The 17,633-nt window shown below is 65.3% G+C and carries 12 protein-coding genes; 6 read left to right on the top strand and 6 right to left on the bottom strand.

Features of this window, described 5'->3' with window-relative positions:
* Window positions 1-12 precede the first annotated feature (12 nt).
* Window positions 13-411 carry a type II toxin-antitoxin system VapC family toxin gene (locus WKB25_RS08465; RefSeq protein ID WP_005409506.1) on the bottom strand — a complete coding sequence of 133 codons (399 nt, stop codon included), beginning with the start codon at window positions 409-411 and terminating at the stop codon, window positions 13-15.
* A 6-nt stretch (window positions 412-417) separates the two neighbouring features.
* Entirely contained in the window at window positions 418-642 is a 225-nt protein-coding gene (locus WKB25_RS08460; protein ID WP_008268694.1) for an AbrB/MazE/SpoVT family DNA-binding domain-containing protein, read from the bottom strand.
* Window positions 643-941: 299 nt separating this feature from the next.
* Here WKB25_RS08460 and acnA point away from each other — a divergent pair, with 299 nt between their 5' ends.
* Window positions 942-3,695, top strand: a complete 2,754-nt coding sequence (gene acnA / locus WKB25_RS08455; RefSeq protein ID WP_340569964.1) for an aconitate hydratase AcnA — start codon at window positions 942-944, stop codon at window positions 3,693-3,695.
* A 186-nt stretch (window positions 3,696-3,881) separates the two neighbouring features.
* Here acnA and WKB25_RS08450 read toward each other — a convergent pair whose 3' ends face one another.
* On the bottom strand, window positions 3,882-5,432 hold the full coding sequence (locus tag WKB25_RS08450; protein ID WP_340569963.1) for a BCCT family transporter: 1,551 nt from the start codon (window positions 5,430-5,432) through the stop codon (window positions 3,882-3,884).
* Window positions 5,433-5,602: 170 nt separating this feature from the next.
* On the opposite strand from WKB25_RS08450, the gene betI reads away from it, so the two are divergent.
* The 5 genes from betI to WKB25_RS08425 all read left to right on the top strand — a co-directional run bounded on the left by betI (window position 5,603) and on the right by WKB25_RS08425 (window position 12,432).
* Window positions 5,603-6,193 (top strand): transcriptional regulator BetI, encoded by a 591-nt coding sequence (gene betI, locus WKB25_RS08445; protein ID WP_340569961.1) that lies wholly within the window; start codon window positions 5,603-5,605, stop codon window positions 6,191-6,193.
* A 41-nt stretch (window positions 6,194-6,234) separates the two neighbouring features.
* Window positions 6,235-7,707 carry a betaine-aldehyde dehydrogenase gene (gene betB / locus WKB25_RS08440; protein ID WP_340569960.1) on the top strand — a complete coding sequence of 491 codons (1,473 nt, stop codon included), beginning with the start codon at window positions 6,235-6,237 and terminating at the stop codon, window positions 7,705-7,707.
* Window positions 7,708-7,808: 101 nt separating this feature from the next.
* On the top strand, window positions 7,809-9,491 hold the full coding sequence (betA, locus tag WKB25_RS08435; RefSeq protein ID WP_340569959.1) for a choline dehydrogenase: 1,683 nt from the start codon (window positions 7,809-7,811) through the stop codon (window positions 9,489-9,491).
* A 230-nt stretch (window positions 9,492-9,721) separates the two neighbouring features.
* Complete coding sequence (locus WKB25_RS08430; RefSeq protein WP_340569957.1) at window positions 9,722-11,398, top strand: long-chain fatty acid--CoA ligase; 1,677 nt, start codon at window positions 9,722-9,724, stop codon at window positions 11,396-11,398.
* 161 nt (window positions 11,399-11,559) lie between these two features.
* A complete protein-coding gene (locus WKB25_RS08425) occupies window positions 11,560-12,432 on the top strand; it encodes a crotonase/enoyl-CoA hydratase family protein (protein ID WP_340569956.1) in 873 nt (290 codons plus the stop codon).
* A 105-nt stretch (window positions 12,433-12,537) separates the two neighbouring features.
* Here the strand turns inward: WKB25_RS08425 and WKB25_RS08420 are convergent, their stop codons facing one another.
* The 3 genes from WKB25_RS08420 to lysS form a co-directional block, all read right to left on the bottom strand.
* The gene (locus tag WKB25_RS08420) at window positions 12,538-14,709 is read right to left on the bottom strand and encodes a response regulator (RefSeq protein ID WP_340569955.1); all 2,172 of its coding nucleotides are present in this window, start codon (window positions 14,707-14,709) and stop codon (window positions 12,538-12,540) included.
* Entirely contained in the window at window positions 14,706-15,851 is a 1,146-nt protein-coding gene (locus WKB25_RS08415; RefSeq protein WP_089240946.1) for a two-component system response regulator, read from the bottom strand. The genes WKB25_RS08420 and WKB25_RS08415 overlap by 4 nt, the downstream gene beginning before the upstream one ends.
* 204 nt (window positions 15,852-16,055) lie before the next feature.
* The gene (lysS, locus tag WKB25_RS08410) at window positions 16,056-17,567 is read right to left on the bottom strand and encodes a lysine--tRNA ligase (protein WP_340569954.1); all 1,512 of its coding nucleotides are present in this window, start codon (window positions 17,565-17,567) and stop codon (window positions 16,056-16,058) included.
* Window positions 17,568-17,633: the final 66 nt, after the last annotated feature.

Here is a 17,633-nt window from a genome sequence, read left to right as displayed (position 1 = left end):
TAAAAAGTGGGCTCAGGCTTGCGGCACGATCAGCTTCAGGCCCTTGAAGTAGTCGCGATAAAACGTGTCGTTCCAGGTGATCAGGCCATCGCACTGCAGCAGGGCGTGGGCGCCAACCATGAATTCGTCGAGGCTGCGGCGGCTGCCGCCGCGCTGGCGGTGGCGACGGTGCATCTCGCCGGCGCGTAGCGCCGACTTGGCTTCCATCGGATTGAAATGCACGCCCATTTCTTCCAGCGCTTCGAGCACTTCGGCGCCGCCGCGCAGCGATGCGCAGACCTCGGCCAAAGTCGCGCCACAGACCACCACGCGGCCACCCACCAGGCTCTGCCGGAGGATGGCTTCCACGGCATCGGCCTGCGGACCATTGCTGAGCAGCTCGACCAGTACCGGCGAATCGACGGCGATCATCACCGGTCAGTCCTCGTCGCGCACCGAACGCACGGCCGCGTCGGACGATTCGAAGCCGTCCAGCGCGAACTTGCCGCGCGCCCGTGAAATGGCATCGTCAACACTCTTGCGCAGGATGATCCGGCTGCCGTCCAGCTCGACCTTCAGCAGCGTGCCCTTGGTCAGGCCGAGAGCATCACGCACCGCCTTGGGCAGGGTGATCTGTCCGCGTTCTGCAACAGTGGCTTCCATCGGTAGGCCCTCCAGAGTATGCACAAATTATACATACTTCCCCCGGCATACTTCCACCCTGAACCGGCTCGGCCCTGCGCCAGCCCTTGCCTCGCAAAGGATCGGCCACAAACGTGACATACGCCATACACCGCCCCCTGTAGTCTTGAACCGATGCCGCAGGCCGGCACCCGGCCCGAGTGAATCCATTCAGATTGGGGTTCATACTGGGAGGACCGGGGCCACCAGGCCCGCGGCGACCGCAAGCAGGCCCGCCCATGCGGGCCACTGCAAGCCATCCGCAAGAGGAGTCATCCCGCATGAGCGATTCGTTCTCCACCCGCAGCCAGCTGGACGTCGGCGGCAAGACCTACGACTACTTCAGCCTGCCCAAGCTGGGCCAGCGCTTCGACATCTCCCACCTGCCCTACTCGATGAAGATCCTGCTGGAGAATCTGCTCCGGCACGAAGATGGCGGCGTCACCGTCGGCAAGGATCACATCGAAGCCGTCGCCCGCTGGCAGCCCAGCGCCGAGCCCGACACCGAAATCGCCTTCATGCCCGCACGCGTTGTGCTGCAGGACTTCACCGGCGTGCCCTGCGTGGTCGACCTGGCCGCGATGCGCGATGCAGTGGTCAAGCTGGGCGGCCGCCCGGAACAGATCAATCCGCTCATCCCCTCCGAACTGGTCATCGACCACTCGGTGCAGGTGGATGTGTTCGGCAAGCCCGACGCGCTGGACCTCAACGGCAAGATCGAGTTCCAGCGCAACCAGGAACGCTACGGCTTCCTGCGTTGGGGCCAGAAGGCCTTCGACAACTTCAAGGTGGTGCCGCCCAACACCGGCATCGTCCACCAGGTCAACCTGGAGAACCTGGCCCGCGTGGTGATGACCGCGGACAAGGATGGCAAGGCCATCGCCTACCCAGATACCGTGTTCGGCACCGACAGCCACACCACGATGATCAATGGCATCGGCGTGCTCGGTTGGGGCGTGGGCGGCATCGAGGCAGAAGCAGCCATGCTCGGCCAGCCCTCGTCGATGCTGATTCCGCAGGTGGTCGGCTTCAAGCTGACCGGCAAGCTGCCCGAAGGCGCCACCGCCACCGACCTGGTGCTGACCGTCACCCAGATGCTGCGCAAGCTCGGCGTGGTCGGCAAGTTCGTCGAGTTCTATGGCGACGGCCTGCAGCACCTGCCGCTGGCCGACCGCGCGACCATCGGCAACATGGCCCCGGAATACGGCGCCACCTGCGGCATCTTCCCGATCGACAACGAATCGCTGACCTACCTGCGCCTGTCCGGCCGCAGCGAGGAGCAGATCGCCCTGGTCGAAGCCTATGCCAAGGCGCAGGGCCTGTGGCACGACGCCAACAGCCCGCATGCGCAGTACAGCACCACGCTGGAACTGGACATGGGCACGGTGAAGCCCTCGCTGGCCGGCCCCAAGCGCCCGCAGGACCGTGTGCTGCTGGAAGACGTGCAGAAGAACTACCGCGACGCGCTGGTCGGCATGACCGCCAACCGCGACAAGCGCAGCGAGGATGTCTCCACCTTCGTCAATGAAGGCGGCGGCGCCGCAGTGGGCAACGAGCAGTTGGCCAAGGGCCATGCCGACATCGAGATGGACGGCAGGAAGGTGCGGCTGAAGGATGGCGCGGTGGTCATCGCCGCCATCACCTCGTGTACCAACACCTCCAACCCGGCGGTGATGATCGGCGCCGGCCTGCTGGCCCGCAACGCGGCCGCCAAGGGCTTGGACCGCAAGCCGTGGGTCAAGACCTCGCTCGGCCCAGGCTCGCGCGTGGTCACCGACTATCTGGAAAAGGCCGGCGTTCTCACCGAGCTGGAAAAGATCGGCTTCTATGTGGTCGGCTATGGCTGCACCACCTGCATCGGTAATTCTGGTCCGCTGCCGACCGAAGTCAGCGCCGGTATCGCCAGTGGCGACCTGGTGGTGACCTCGGTGCTGTCGGGCAACCGCAACTTCGAGGGCCGCGTGCACCCCGAAGTGAAGATGAACTACCTGGCCAGCCCGCCGCTGGTGGTGGCCTACGCCATCGCCGGTACCACCGACATCGACCTGACCAGCGAACCGCTGGGCACCGGCAGCGATGGCCAGCCGGTGTACCTGCGCGACATCTGGCCGAGCAACAAGGAAATCGGCGACGTCATCGCCGCTACCGTCGGCCCGGAAATGTTCAAGCAGAACTATGCCGACGTGTTCAAGGGCGATACCCGCTGGAACACCATCGCCTCGCCGGACGGTGATCTGTACGAATGGAGCGATGCGTCCACCTACATCAAGAATCCGCCCTACTTCGACGGCATGACCATGCAGGTCGGCAGCATCGATGATGTGCACGGCGCGCGGGTGATGGGCCTGTTCGGCGATTCCATCACCACCGACCATATCTCCCCGGCCGGCAACATCAAGAAGGATTCGCCGGCGGGCCGCTTCCTGCAGGAGCGCGGCGTGCAGCCGGCCGACTTCAACAGCTATGGCAGCCGCCGCGGCAACGATGACGTGATGGTCCGCGGCACCTTCGCCAACATCCGCATCAAGAACCTGATGTTCGGTGGCGAAGAAGGCGGCAACACCCTGTACTACCCGACCAATGGCGGCCAGCCGGAAAAGCTGGCGATCTACGACGCGGCGATGAAGTACAAGGCCGACAAGGTGCCGCTGGTGGTGCTGGCCGGCAAGGAATACGGCACCGGCTCGTCGCGTGACTGGGCGGCCAAGGGCACCCTGCTGCTGGGCGTGAAGGCGGTCATCGCCGAGAGCTTCGAGCGCATCCACCGTTCCAACCTGGTCGGCATGGGCGTGCTGCCGCTGCAGTTCCGCAACGGCGAAAACGCACAGTCGCTGGGCCTGGATGGTTCGGAAGTGATTGATGTCACTGGCCTGCAGGATGGCGCCAGCAAGCGCGCCACGGTCACCGCGACCAAGGCCGATGGCACGAAGAAGACCTTCGAAGTGTCGGTGATGCTGCTGACCCCGAAGGAAGTGGAGTACTTCCGCCACGGTGGCCTGCTGCAGTACGTGCTGCGCCAGCTGGCCAGCAAGTAACGCATCAACTGTAGAGCCGAGCCCGCGCTCGGCTACATCGCCACAGCATCAGCCGAGCATGGGCTCGGCTCTACAAGAAGCAGGGCCGGATCCTCGCGGATCCGGCCCTTCCTGTTTCTCCGCAGCCAGGCATGGCCTGGCTCTACTGCATCTCCGGCGGCATCGGAATACGCACCGGATGCCCGCTCAACGTCGAGGCGCATCCGGGTCGGTACGCAGCGCCTTCAGCAGACCCCACATGTAGAACGCCAGGATGAACGAGAACGGCAGGCCGCACAGCACCACCGCCGTCTGCATCGCGCTGAAGTTGCCGGCCAACAGCAGGCCGACGCTGGCCACAGTGATGCCCGCCGCCCAGAACACGCGCAGCCAGATCGGCGCGTCATGCCCATCCTCCACGCCATCATCGACACGCCGGGTGCACAGGTTGGCGATCATCAGCGTGCCCGAATCAACCGGGGTCAGGAACAACACGAAACCAATCACCACCGCCGCACCGGCGATGTACGGCGCCGCGGGCAGATACTCCAGCAGCTTGAACAGCGTCATCGCCGCATCGTGCTGGGCCACTTCGCCCAGTACCGCTTGGCCATGGTTCAGCACCAGGTCGATGGCGGTGTTGCCGAAGATCGACAGCCACGCCAGGGTGAAACCCAGCGGGATCAACAGCACGCCCATGATCACTTCGCGGATGGTGCGGCCGCGCGAGATGCGCGCCACGAACAAGCCCACGAACGGCGCCCAGGCAATCCACCACGCCCAGTAGAACAACGTCCACGAACCCATCCACTCACGCCCCTTCGGGTCATTGAGGTACATGTCGAAGCTCTTGCGCACGAACGCGCCCAGGTAGTCGCCGGTGTTCTGCACCAGGCCGTCGAACAGGTGCAGGGTCGGGCCGGTCGCCAACACGAACAGCAGCAGCAGGCACAGCAGGCGCACGTTGAGGTTGGACAACCAGGCGATGCCCTTCTCCACGCCGGCAACGACGCCGATGGTGGCCACGATCATCATCACCAGCACGATCGCCACCAGCACCTGCGGCGTATCCGGGATGTGGAACAGGTAGACCAGGCCGGACTGCACCACCAGTGCACCAATGCCAAGGTTGGTGACCATGGAGATCAGCGTCGCCAGGATGCCGAAGCCATCGACCATGTCGCCGATGCGGCCATGGATGCGCTCGCCGAAGATCGGGTACAGCGCCGAACGCAGCGCCAATGGCAGGTTGCGGCGGTAGGCGAAGTAACCCAGCGCCACGCCGACCAGCGCATACAGCGCCCAGCCGTGCAGGCCCCAGTGCAGGAAGGTCAGCACCATCGCTTCGCGGCCAGCGGCGACGGTGCCGCCGGGCTGCCCCGGCGGGTTGAGGAAATGGTCCAGCGGCTCGTAGGCGCCGTAGTACAGCAGCGCGATGCCAATGCCGGCCGAGAACAGCATCGACACCCAGGCCACGTAGCCGAACGCCGGCGATTCCTCGTTATGGCCCAGGCGGATGCGCCCATACGGCGAGAACGCCAGCCACAGCACGAAGCCCAGGCAGGCCACGATCAACAGCATGTACCACCAGCCGAACGCCGCCGAGACCTCGGCCTGCGCCCATTGCAGCCAGTGCTCGCTGGCCTCGGGGAAGAACACGGTCAACGCACCGAGGATGCCGATGGAGACCGACGAACTGAGGAACACGAAACGGTTCAAGCGCAGGGGCGAGCGCTTGGGATGAGCCAGGGAAGACATGGGGTCGTCTCATCAGTCCAGGGGGGCACATGGGCGGGGCCGGACCGGAAACCGGGCCCATGGCGTGGGGGCGCGACCGGCATCGTAGGGTTTATTGATTGAACGTTCAATCAATAAAAAGTATGATCTTCACCAGCCCGGCATCCCGGGTCGCAATCCGTGGAGAGACAATGCCGAAGAAAGGCGTGGAACCGGTCCGCCGCGAGCAGCTGATCCGGGCCACTTTCCAGACCATCGACGAGATCGGCATGGCCGATGCCACCGTCGCCACCATCGCGAAGAAGGCTGGCCTGTCCAGCGGCATCGTTGCCCATTACTTCGGCGACAAGGACGGCCTGCTCAATGCCGCGATGCGGCAGATCCTGCGCGAGCTGAAGGCCGCCGTCGCCCGCTATCGCGACGCTGCCGCCGACGACGCACGTTCACAGCTTCGCGCCATCGTCGATGGCAACTTCGACGACAGCCAGACCAACGGGACCGCCATGCGTGTATGGCTCACCTTCTGGGCCGCGAGCATGCACCAGCCGGAACTGGCGCGGTTGCAGCGTGCCAACGACCAGCGACTGTTCTCCAACCTCTGCCACCAGTTCAACCGCCAGTTGCCGCATGCGCAGGCACGCCAGTCCGCACGCGGACTGGCCGCGATGATCGACGGCCTGTGGCTGCGCGGCAGCCTGGTCGGCGGTGACTTCAACGCCGACAAGGCGCGTCGCATCGCCTACGGCTACATCGATTTCCAATTGCAGGCCAACGCGCCCTGAGCGCGCCAGCAACCCGCCCCACCCCTTCCAGGAGCAAGCCGATGACCACCCTGCCCGTGCAACAGCTCTACATCCACGGCCGCCGCGTCGATGCCACCAGTGGCAAGACCTTCCAGACCATCAACCCAGCCAACGGCCAGGTGCTGGCCGACGTGCAGATCGCCAGCCAGGCCGATGTCGAGCGCGCGGTTGAAAGCGCCGGTGAAGGCCAGAAGGTGTGGGCAGCGATGACCGCGATGGAGCGCTCGCGCATCCTGCGCCGCGCCGTCGAGATCCTGCGTGAGCGCAATGACGAGCTGGCCCACCTGGAAACCCTGGATACCGGCAAGGCACTGGCCGAAACCACCACGGTGGACATCGTCACCGGCGCCGACGTGCTGGAGTACTACGCCGGCCTGGCCACCGCCATCGAAGGCATCCAGCTGCCGCTGCGCGAATCGAGCTTCTTCTATACCCGCCGCGAGCCGCTGGGCGTGGTCGCCGGCATCGGCGCCTGGAACTACCCGATCCAGATCGCCATGTGGAAGTCGGCCCCGGCCCTGGCCGCCGGCAACGCGATGGTGTTCAAGCCGTCCGAAGTGACCCCGCTGACCGCGATCAAGCTTGCCGAGATCTACACCGAAGCCGGCGTGCCGGACGGCGTGTTCAACGTCGTGCAGGGCCCGGGCCGCGAGATCGGCAACTGGCTGACCGAGCACCCGGTGATCGAGAAGATCTCCTTCACCGGCGGCGTCGCCACCGGCAAGAAGGTGATGGCCAGCGCCGCGTCGTCGTCGCTGAAGGAAGTGACCATGGAACTGGGCGGCAAGTCGCCGCTGGTGATCTGTGACGACGCCGATCTGGGCCGTGCTGCCGACATCGCGGTGATGGCCAACTTCTTCAGCTCCGGCCAGGTCTGCACCAACGGCACCCGCGTGTTCGTGCCGCGCAGCATGCTGGCCGCGTTTGAAGCCGCCGTGGTGGAGCGCGTCAAGCGCATCCGCATCGGCGACCCGATGGCTGAAGAGACCAACTTCGGCCCGCTGACCAGCTTCCCGCACATGGAAAACGTGCTGCGCTTTATCGAAAGCGGCAAGAGCGAAGGCGCGCGCCTGCTGACCGGCGGCGGTCGCGCCACCGACGGCGCCCTGGCCGAGGGCGCCTATGTGCTGCCGACGGTGTTCTCCGACTGCCGCGATGACATGACGATTGTCCGCGAAGAAATCTTCGGGCCGGTGATGAGCATCCTCGCCTACGACGACGAGGACGAAGTGGTGCGCCGTGCCAACGACACCACCTTCGGCCTGGCCGCAGGCGTGGTCAGCAAGGACATCAGCCGCGCACATCGCATCATCCATCGCCTGGAAGCCGGCATCTGCTGGATCAACACCTGGGGCGAGTCGCCGGCCGAAATGCCGGTGGGTGGTTACAAGCAGTCCGGTGTCGGCCGCGAGAACGGCATCTCCACCCTCGGCCACTACACCCGCATCAAGTCGGTGCAGGTCGAACTGGGCGACTACGCCAGCGTGTTCTGACCGGCGCGCCCTGAGCACCGCCCATCGTCCGGCCACCGCGCCGATCCGACATTCCGCCGGGACGCCTGCATGCAGCGCGCCCGGCCTGCAGGAGAGCAACCATGAGCACCCATAACGCGTACGACTACATCATCATCGGCGCCGGTTCGGCCGGCAACGTGCTGGCCACCCGCCTCACCGAAGATGCCGATGTCAGCGTGCTGCTGCTGGAAGCCGGTGGCCCGGACTACCGGCTCGACTTCCGCACCCAGATGCCCGCTGCACTGGCCTTCCCGCTGCAGGGCAAGCGCTACAACTGGGCGTACAAGACCGATCCCGAGCCCTTCATGAACAACCGCCGGATGGATTGCGGTCGTGGCAAGGGCCTGGGTGGTTCGTCGCTGATCAACGGCATGTGCTACATCCGCGGCAACGCAATGGACTACGACAACTGGGCCGGCATGCCGGGCCTGGAAGACTGGGCCTACCTGGATTGCCTGCCGTACTTCCGCAAGGCCGAAACCCGCGACATCGGCGCCAACGACTACCACGGCGGCGACGGCCCGCTGCGCGTCACCACGCCCAAGTCCGGCAACAACGAACTGTTCGCAGCGATGGTCGAGGCCGGTGTACAGGCTGGCTATCCGCGCACCGACGACCTCAACGGCTATCAGCAGGAAGGATTCGGCCCAATGGACCGAACGGTCACGCCGAAGGGCCGTCGCTCCAGCACCGCCCGTGGCTACCTGGACCTGGCCAGGCCGCGCCCGAACCTGACCATCGTCACCCATGCGCTGACCGACCGCATCCTGTTCTCCGGCAAGCGCGCAGTGGGCGTGCAGTGGCTGCACAACGACCAGCCGCAGCGCGCCACCGCACGCCGCGAAGTGCTGCTGTGCGGCGGTGCCATCGCCTCGCCGCAGATCCTGCAGCGTTCCGGCGTCGGCCCGGCCGACCTGCTGCGCAGCCTGGACATCGACCTGGTGCATCACCTGCCCGGCGTCGGCGCCAACCTGCAGGATCATCTGGAAATGTACCTGCAGTACGAGTGCAAGAAGCCGGTCTCGCTGGCCCCGGCACTGAAGCTGTACAACCAGCCGGCGATCGGCGCCGAATGGCTGTTCCTGGGCACCGGCATCGGCGCAAGCAACCAGTTCGAGGCGGGCGGCTTCATCCGCAGCGATGCCGAATTCGACTGGCCCAACCTGCAGTACCACTTCCTGCCGGTGGCGATCAATTACAACGGCTCCAACCCGATCAAGGCGCACAGCTTCCAGATGCATGTCGGCTCGATGCGCTCGCCCAGCCGTGGCCGCATCCACGTACGCTCGAAGGATCCGCGCGAAGATCCCAGCATCCTGTTCAACTACATGTCGCACGACCAGGACTGGCGCGAGTTCCGCTCGGCGATCCGGATCACCCGCGAGATCTTCGCGCAGCCGGCGCTGGCACCGTACAGTGGCCGCGAGATCTCGCCGGGCAGCGCGCTGCAGACAGACGCGCAGATCGATGCGTTCGTGCGCGAGCATGCCGAGACCGCCTACCACCCGTCGTGCTCGAACAAGATGGGCCACGCCGATGATCCGATGGCGGTGGTCGACGGCCAGGGTCGCGTGCACGGCCTGCAAGCCCTGCGCATCGTCGATGCCTCGATCATGCCGCAGGTGGTCACCGGCAACCTCAACGCGCCGACCATCATGATCGCCGAGAAGCTGGCCGATGTGATCCGTGGCCGCACCCCGCTGCCGCGCAGCACCGCGCCGTACTACAAGGCCAACGGCGCTCCGGTGCGCAGCCGCGGCTGACGCAAACAGCCCCGCACCGGCGTGCGTCCCCCATTGGTGGGTGCCCACCTTGGTGGGCACGCCTCCGGGCGCGCCGGCGGACATGCGGTGCCGACCAAGGTCGGCACCCACCGCCGCGGCCCTCGCGCACGCCTCTTCGCGTTTTCCCTACGGGACGGTATGCTGCGGAGAGCGGTTCTGGTGGATACTGTCCGCGCCGCACCCATCATCACGATTCCTGGAGGGGGAATATGAGTCTGGATCGTCCCTGGCTGCAGAGCTATCCGAAAGGCGTTCCCGCCGAAATCGACGTCAACGAGTTCCATTCGGTAGTTTCGGTCTTCGACGCCTCGGTCGCGAAGTACCGCGACCGACCGGCCTACTCCAGTTTCGGCAAGACCCTCACCTACGGTGAGACCGATGCCCTGGTCGAGCAGTTCGCCGCTTACCTGCTGGGTGAGCTGAAGCTCAAGAAGGGCGACCGCGTCGCCCTGATGATGCCCAACTGCCTGCAGTACCCGGTGGCGACCTTTGGCGTGCTGCGTGCCGGCTTGACCGTGGTCAACGTCAACCCGCTGTACACCGCGCGCGAGCTGAAGCATCAACTTGTCGATGCCGGCGTGACCGCACTGGTGGTGGTGGACAACTTCGGCGACACCGTCGAACAGGTCATCGCCGATACCCAGGTCAAGCAGGTCATCACCACCGGGCTGGGCGATCTGCTCGGCGCCAAGGGCGCGATCGTCAACTTCGTGCTCAAGTACGTCAAGAAGATGGTGCCCAACTACCACCTGAAGGGTGCGATCCGCTTCAAGCAGGCGCTCAGGCTGGGCAGCCGCCACACCCTGCCGAAGGTCGAGATCGACCACGACGATGTGGCGTTCCTGCAGTACACCGGCGGCACCACCGGTGTGGCCAAGGGCGCGATGCTGACCAACCGCAACCTGATCGCCAACATGCAGCAGGCCTCGGCCTGGATCAGCGCATCGGGCATCGAGACGGGCAAGGAATGGATCATCACCGCCCTGCCGCTGTACCACATCTTCGCGTTGACGGCGAACGGCCTGGTCTTCATGAAGTTCGGTGGCTGCAACCACCTCATCACCAACCCGCGTGACATGAAGGGCTTCGTCAAGGAGCTCAAGTCGGTACGCTTCACTGCCATCACCGGCGTCAACACGCTGTTCAACGGCCTGCTCAACACCCCCGGCTTCGACACGGTCGATTTCTCCTCGCTGAAGGTGACCCTGGGCGGCGGCATGGCCGTGCAGCGTGCGGTCGCCGAGCGCTGGAAGAAGACCACCGGCGTCACCCTGGTCGAGGCCTATGGCCTGACCGAGACCTCACCGGCGGCCTGCATCAACCCGCTTACCCTGGCCGAGTACAACGGCTCGATCGGCCTGCCGATTCCGTCCACCGATGCCTGCATCAAGGACGACAACGGCAACATCCTGCCGCTGGGTGAAGTGGGCGAACTGTGCATCCGCGGCCCGCAGGTGATGAAGGGCTACTGGCAGCGCCCGGAGGAAACCGCCAAGGCCATCGACGCCGACGACTGGCTGCACACCGGCGACATGGCGAAGATGGACGAGCACGGCTTCTTCTACATCGTCGACCGCAAGAAGGACATGATCCTGGTGTCCGGCTTCAACGTGTACCCCAATGAAGTCGAAGACGTGATCGCGATGATGCCGGGCGTGCTGGAAGTGGCCGCGGTCGGCGTACCGGACGAGAAGTCCGGCGAGGTGGTCAAGGTGGTCATCGTCAAGAAGGACCCGAACCTGACCGCCGAGATGGTCAAGGAACACGCCCGGGCCAACCTGACCGGCTACAAGCACCCCAGAATCGTTGAATTCCGAAAAGAGCTGCCGAAGACCAATGTCGGCAAGATCCTGCGTCGCGAACTCCGCGATACGCCCGCCCCGTAAGGGTTTGCGGAAAATTGAACGCGCTCAGGCCCGGGTCGGCAACGACCCGGGCCTTTTCGCATGCGCGGGCCCGGGGCCGGTGTAGCATCGCCGCGTGAGTGGACCGTTCGGCCCGCCGGCCACCACCTTGATCTGCGGGCCGCACCGCCGAGGACCCTTCCATGAGTACCATCGAAAAGCTGCCCAGCAGCGGCTCGCCCTATGCCACCATCCGCACCCAGGACAGCGCCGACGGCGCCGCCCACTGGCTGTTCATGCACGCCGACGCCTCCACCGGCGTGCGTCCCTGCTGCCGCAAGGACATGCTGGACGAGATGTGGAGCTACATGAGCGCCATCACCCGCAGCCCGGCGCAGCGCCACAGCGGCCAGCTGCGCCATTTCGTGCTGGCCTCCGACGCCGCCGCCTACAATCTGGGCGGTGACCTGGATCTGTTCACCCGCCTGATCCGGGAGGGCAACCGCGACCTGCTGCTGACCTACGCCCAACGCTGCGTGGAGGGCGTGCATCACCTGCACACCGGCTTCGGCGGCGACGTCCGCTCGATCGCCCTGATCCAGGGCGATGCACTGGGTGGCGGCCTGGAAATGGCCCTGGCCTGCCACACCATCGTGGCCGAGGAAGGCTGCGGCATGGGCCTGCCCGAAGTGCTGTTCGGCCTGTTCCCGGGCATGGGCGCCTATTCGTTCCTGTGCCGCCGGGTGTCACCGCAGCTGGCCGAAAAGATCATCCTCGACGGCCGTGTCTACAGCGCCGAGGAGATGCACGCGATGGGCGTGGTCGACGTGCTGGTCAGGAAAGGTGAAGGTCGCAGTGCAGTGGAAGAGATGATCCGCCAGCAGCAGCGCCTGCCGCAGTCGTACCTGGCAATGAATGCCGCGCGCAATCTGGCGCAGGCGGTCAGCTATGACGAACTGCTGGAAATCACCAAGGTCTGGGTCGATTCGGCACTGGCCCTGGGCGATCGTTCGCTGCGCACCATGGACCGCTTGATCAAGGCGCAGACCCGACGCGCCAATCTGGATGTGGCCTGATACGTTCCCCTCCCCCGCAGGGTTCAAGCCCGGCTGGCCACCGGGCTTTTTTTATGGGGCGCGCGAGCATGTGCAATCCGCCGCACAGGCCAGGCAGGCCCGGCGCTAGCGTTCGCCGTCGTCAGCGACACCACGCGCCTTGCGTTCTGCGCGCGCATCGAGCGCCTGCCGGCCTTCCTTGATCGCCCCCTGCAGCACCGCAAGACGCTGCCGCCATTCGGCCTTGAGCTGCCAGTCGGCCATCCGCATCAACTCACCGGCACGGTTGGACGCGCGCACCAGTCCCAGGTTGCTGGCCACGCCCTTGATCGCATGCGACTGCTCGCGGAAAGCACTCCAGCGGGCCGCTTCGCCGTCGCCTTCGGCCTTGCGCAGGCACGATTCGGCATCGTCCAGGCACTGGCGGATGAATTCGCGCTCGAAACCCTCGCCCATTCCCAGCGACACCAGTTCATCCAGCACGCCGGTATCAAGCACGCCATCGAGGTTGGTAACGGTGCGCACGATCGGTGGCGCACTGGCCTTGAGCTGGGCGTTGTTGGCGATCTCGGCCAGGGTATCCAGCAGGCGCACGGCCACTACAGGCTTGGCCAGGAACGCATGTGCACCGGCCTGGGTACAGCGCTGGATCGCTTCGGGCGTGACGTCGGCGCTGAGCACCAGCACCGGCGTGCGCGGGCCGCCACCGGCCTGCATCACCCGCAGCTCCTTCAGCATGTCCAGGCCACTCATGCCCGGCATGTGCAGATCGACGATGGCCGCATCGAACTCGCTTTCGGCCAATGCATCCAGCACCGCCTCGCCACCATCGACGCACAGCACCTTGTGCCCCGCCTTCTGCAGCAGCCGCTGCAGCACCATGCGGTTGGCCTCATGGTCGTCGGCGACCAGGATCTGCATGCTGCGCACCCGCGCGCGATGGCGCAGGAACGGGTCGGCGAACGCAATGACATTACCGCGAGCATCGGCTTCGTCGCCCGCAGCGAGGGTCGGCACCGCTCCCGGGACCACCGGCTGCGGTGGCGCGAACGGCAGTTCCACCCAGAAGTGGCTGCCCTGCGGCGAGTTGTCCAGATACCCGATCTCGCCATCCATCGCTTCGACCAGCCCCTTGGCGATGGTCGTGCCCAGGCCGGTACCTTCATGGCGACGGGCCATGCTGACGTCGGCCTGCTCGAAGGCCTCGAACAGACGCGGGCGCATCGCCGGTGCGACGCCGATGCCGGTATCGAGAATGTCGAAGCGCAGCCGCACCCCACCCTGCGTGTCTGCATGGACAACGCCGACGCGGATCTCGACCCGGCCATGATCGGTGAACTTGACCGCGTTGCCGGCCAGGTTGAGCAGGATCTGCCGCAGATGCCCGACATCGCCGCGCAGGGTCGGCGGAACGGTCTCGGCCACCTTCACCCGATAGTCCAGGCGCTTGGCCTTGGCCTGGGGCAACAGGATCAGGCCGATCGCCTGCATCACTTCGGAAAGGACGAAATCCTCGGCAACGACGCGCAGTTTGCCGGCCTCGATCGCCGAGATGTCCAGCACTTCCTCGACCAGCGCCAGCAGGCTGCGCGATGACGCCTGGATGGTACTCACGCACTCACGCTGCTCATCGTCCAGGCGCGTGGTCGCCAATACTTCTGTCATGCCATTCAGTCCATTGAGTGGGGTACGAAACTCGTGGCTCATGTTGGCCAGGAATCGACTCTTGGCTTCGCTGGCGCGCCGCGCCTCGGCCATCGCTTCGGTCAACTGCCGCAGCAGCGTGGAAAAATACAGGGGAACCGCCGCCAGGCCAAGCCACAGGCCGATGGCCAGGCGTGTGTTCTGCTGCCAGTACGGGGTGGACACTGCGGTGCTGCCGAAGCTGACCATCGCCATTGCCACGGCCACATACAGGTAGTGGTTGCCGAAGCGCATGCCGTTGCCCACCGTCACCCACATCACCACGATGTAGACCCACGACAGCGGCTCACCCATCTGGATCATGCCGGCGGCGATCAGCCCGTAGTCGGCCAGCATGCCCAGTACGCGCCGGGGATCGGAGCGCTGCGGTCGCCATAGCAGCCAGCCGAACAACAGCAGCGACAGGCTCAGGCCGGTCAGCACGATCGCCAGCACACCGACATACTGGCTGTGCGGCAGTTCATGCCGTGCCGAAGGCAGCAGCACGTACGCCAGGATCAAACTTATCAGGATGATGCGGACGATCTGCTGTCCGTGCTCGCTGTCCTGTCGCTGGGACAGGCGCAGCCGCAATCGCGACAGCAGGCGTTTCACGCGCCCAGTCCCGGCCGCGCAGAGGCGATGGAGTGCTCGGCGCAGATCTGTTCCAGCTGTTCGCGGCCGCGCAGCAATGCATCCACGCAACGCGGATCGAACAGACGCCCACGCTGGGCGTACAGGTAGGCCATGGTGGCCTCCATGGTCCACGCTTCCTTGTAAGGGCGTGGCGAGATCAGCGCATCGAATACGTCCGCCACGGCGACGATACGCGCCTCCAGCGGAATCGCGTCGCCGACCAGGCCATCGGGATAACCACTGCCGTCGTAGCGCTCATGGTGACGCAGCGCGATCAATGCACCAACCTGGATGAAGCGGTTCTGGCTGCCACTGAGCAGTTCATGGCCAATGCGCGGATGCCGACGCATGATCGCCAGCTCCTCATCATTGAGCTTGCCCTGCTTGAGCAGCACCGCATCGGGAATGGCGATCTTGCCCATGTCATGCAGCGGCGCAGCCATTTCGATCAGCTTGACGTCGTCTTCCGGCAGGCCCAGCTGCTCGGCGATCAAGCCGGCCACGCGCGCCATCCGTTCAAGGTAGGCACTGGTGCCGGCATCACGGAACTCGATCGCACGCGCCAGCCGCGAAAGCGTCTCGCGCTCGCGCTCCTCCACCTCATGCATGCTGGCCAGCAGCCGCTGCTCCAGTGACAGCGCACGCTGCTTCACGTTCTCGGTCTGCTGGCGCAACTGCAACAGGTTGTAGCAGCGTGCGCGCAGCTCGCGCGGGCGGATCGGCTTGACCAGGAAATCGATCACGCCGGCTTCGAGTGCCGCCTGCCGGATCGGCTCGTCGCCGACCACGGTGATCAGGATCACCGGGATATCGCGATGCTTGGGCAGCCGGCGGAAGCGGCGGGCGAATTCCAGCCCGTCCATCTCCGGCATGCGGTAATCGAGAAGCAGCAGGTCGACCGGATACGATTCGCACCATGCCAACGCGGTCAACGGGTCGCCGAAGTCATGCACGCTCAGCTCCGGCGCGATGTCTTCGATGACGTGACGAAGCATCGTCCGTGCGGAAGTCTGGTCATCGACGATGACGATGTTCAAGGCGTTCTCTGCCTGCTTTCTCGACCATGCTGAAAGGTCAGCGGGCGAGGATACCCCGCCGCTGTGCACGCTGGCACCCTGCATCGGCTCGACTCCCGTCACAAGCTCCCCGATTCATGATCGTCGTCACAATGTGAAGCGGATTCTCCACATTGCGGCCTCCCCTGACGCCATCAAGCCATAGCCGGTGTCAAGGTTGTGCAATAACGATACGCCGAGTGCGGGACGCGTCAATCGCGCCGTCTCAAATCGAGACGGCGCGCACAAACAGACGTCGGAAAAAGCCGGTTACTGCTCCGGACGCATGTACGGGAACAACAGCACGTCGCGGATCGAGCTGCTGCCGGTCAGCAGCATCACCAGGCGGTCGACGCCGATGCCAAGGCCGCCGGTCGGCGCCATACCGTACTCCAGCGCACGGATGTAGTCGGCGTCGTAGTGCATGGCCTCGTCGTCGCCACCTTCCTTCGCCGCCACCTGCGCCTGGAAACGCTGGGCCTGGTCTTCCGGGTCGTTCAGCTCGGAGAAGCCGTTGGCCAGTTCCTTGCCATTGACGAACAGTTCGAAGCGGTCGGTGTAGCCCGGATCGTTGTCGTTGGCGCGGGCCAGCGGCGAGACCTCCACCGGGTGATCGGTGATGAAGGTCGGCTGGATCAGGGTGTGCTCGACGGTGGCTTCGAAGATCTCCAGCAGCAGCTTGCCCCAGCCGTAGGATGGCTTGACGCGGATCTTCAAGCGCTCGCAATGGCGCAGCAGTGCGTCACGGTCGGTGCAGTCGGCCGCGGAAATTTCCGGGTTGTGGTGGCGTACCGCCTCGTCCATGCGCCAGCGGCGGAACGCCGGGCCCAGGTCGATGTTCGCGCCGTCCCACTCAACCGTGGTGGAGCCGTTCACCGCCTGGGCCACGTCACGGATCACGCCTTCGGTCAGGTCCATGATCTCGTTGTACGTGGCATACGCCTCGTACAGTTCCATCATGGTGAATTCCGGATTGTGGCGGGTGCTGACGCCTTCGTTGCGGAAGTTGCGGTTGATTTCGTAGACGCGCTCCAGGCCACCGACGGTCAGGCGCTTGAGGTACAGCTCCGGCGCCACGCGCAGGTACAGGTCAAGGTCCAGCGCGTTGTGGTGGGTGGTGAACGGCTTGGCCGCCGCGCCGCCGGGGATGTAATGCATCATCGGCGTCTCGACTTCGAGGAAGTCGCGGTTGTCCAGCCATGCACGCATCGCACGGATGATCTTCGAGCGCTTGATGAACACCGCGCGCGACTCCGGCGTCACGATCAGGTCGACATAGCGCTGGCGGTAGCGCTGCTCGACGTCGGCCAGGCCATGCCACTTGTCCGGCAGCGGGCGCAGCGACTTGGTCAGCAGGCGGATCGACTCGGCCTTGACCGACAGCTCGCCGGTCTTGGTACGGGTCAGGCCACCTTCGACCGCAATGATGTCGCCCACGTCCCAGCCCTTGAAGGCGGTGTAGGCATCGCCCAGCACGCTGCCCTGCAGGAACAGCTGGATGCGGCCGGATTCGTCCTGGATCTGGGCGAAGCTGGCCTTGCCCATGACCCGCTTGGCCATCAGGCGACCGGCCATCTTCACCTGGCGGCCGTTGCCTTCCAGGGTTTCGGCGGTCCACTGCTCCGCATCGGCGAACTCGTCCTGCAGGCTGCCGGCGAAGTCCTCGCGACGGAAGTCGTTCGGATACGCGACGCCCTGCCCACGCAGCGCTTTGAGTTTCTCACGGCGCTCGGCGATCAACTTGTTTTCGTCGACGGGGGGGGTATCGGTAGCTTCGCTCATGGATCTGCGGGAATCGTGTAGTGAGGGGGAGTCTTGCGCCCGGCACAGCCGGTTGCCCAGCATACC

This window comes from Stenotrophomonas sp. G106K1 (assembly GCF_037969685.1).
GTDB lineage: Bacteria > Pseudomonadota > Gammaproteobacteria > Xanthomonadales > Xanthomonadaceae > Stenotrophomonas > Stenotrophomonas lactitubi.
Note: the sequence above shows the minus strand (reverse complement) of the source record. Positions and strands in the feature narration are given on the sequence as shown.

Coding starts and splice junctions, on each gene's coding strand:
- WKB25_RS08465 (WP_005409506.1), bottom strand. CDS start 411: ATGATCGCCGTCGATTCGCCGGTACTGGTCGAGCTGCTCAGCAATGGT.
- WKB25_RS08460 (WP_008268694.1), bottom strand. CDS start 642: ATGGAAGCCACTGTTGCAGAACGCGGACAGATCACCCTGCCCAAGGCG.
- acnA (WP_340569964.1), top strand. CDS start 942: ATGAGCGATTCGTTCTCCACCCGCAGCCAGCTGGACGTCGGCGGCAAG.
- WKB25_RS08450 (WP_340569963.1), bottom strand. CDS start 5,432: ATGTCTTCCCTGGCTCATCCCAAGCGCTCGCCCCTGCGCTTGAACCGT.
- betI (WP_340569961.1), top strand. CDS start 5,603: ATGCCGAAGAAAGGCGTGGAACCGGTCCGCCGCGAGCAGCTGATCCGG.
- betB (WP_340569960.1), top strand. CDS start 6,235: ATGACCACCCTGCCCGTGCAACAGCTCTACATCCACGGCCGCCGCGTC.
- betA (WP_340569959.1), top strand. CDS start 7,809: ATGAGCACCCATAACGCGTACGACTACATCATCATCGGCGCCGGTTCG.
- WKB25_RS08430 (WP_340569957.1), top strand. CDS start 9,722: ATGAGTCTGGATCGTCCCTGGCTGCAGAGCTATCCGAAAGGCGTTCCC.
- WKB25_RS08425 (WP_340569956.1), top strand. CDS start 11,560: ATGAGTACCATCGAAAAGCTGCCCAGCAGCGGCTCGCCCTATGCCACC.
- WKB25_RS08415 (WP_089240946.1), bottom strand. CDS start 15,851: ATGCAGGGTGCCAGCGTGCACAGCGGCGGGGTATCCTCGCCCGCTGAC.
- lysS (WP_340569954.1), bottom strand. CDS start 17,567: ATGAGCGAAGCTACCGATACCCCCCCCGTCGACGAAAACAAGTTGATC.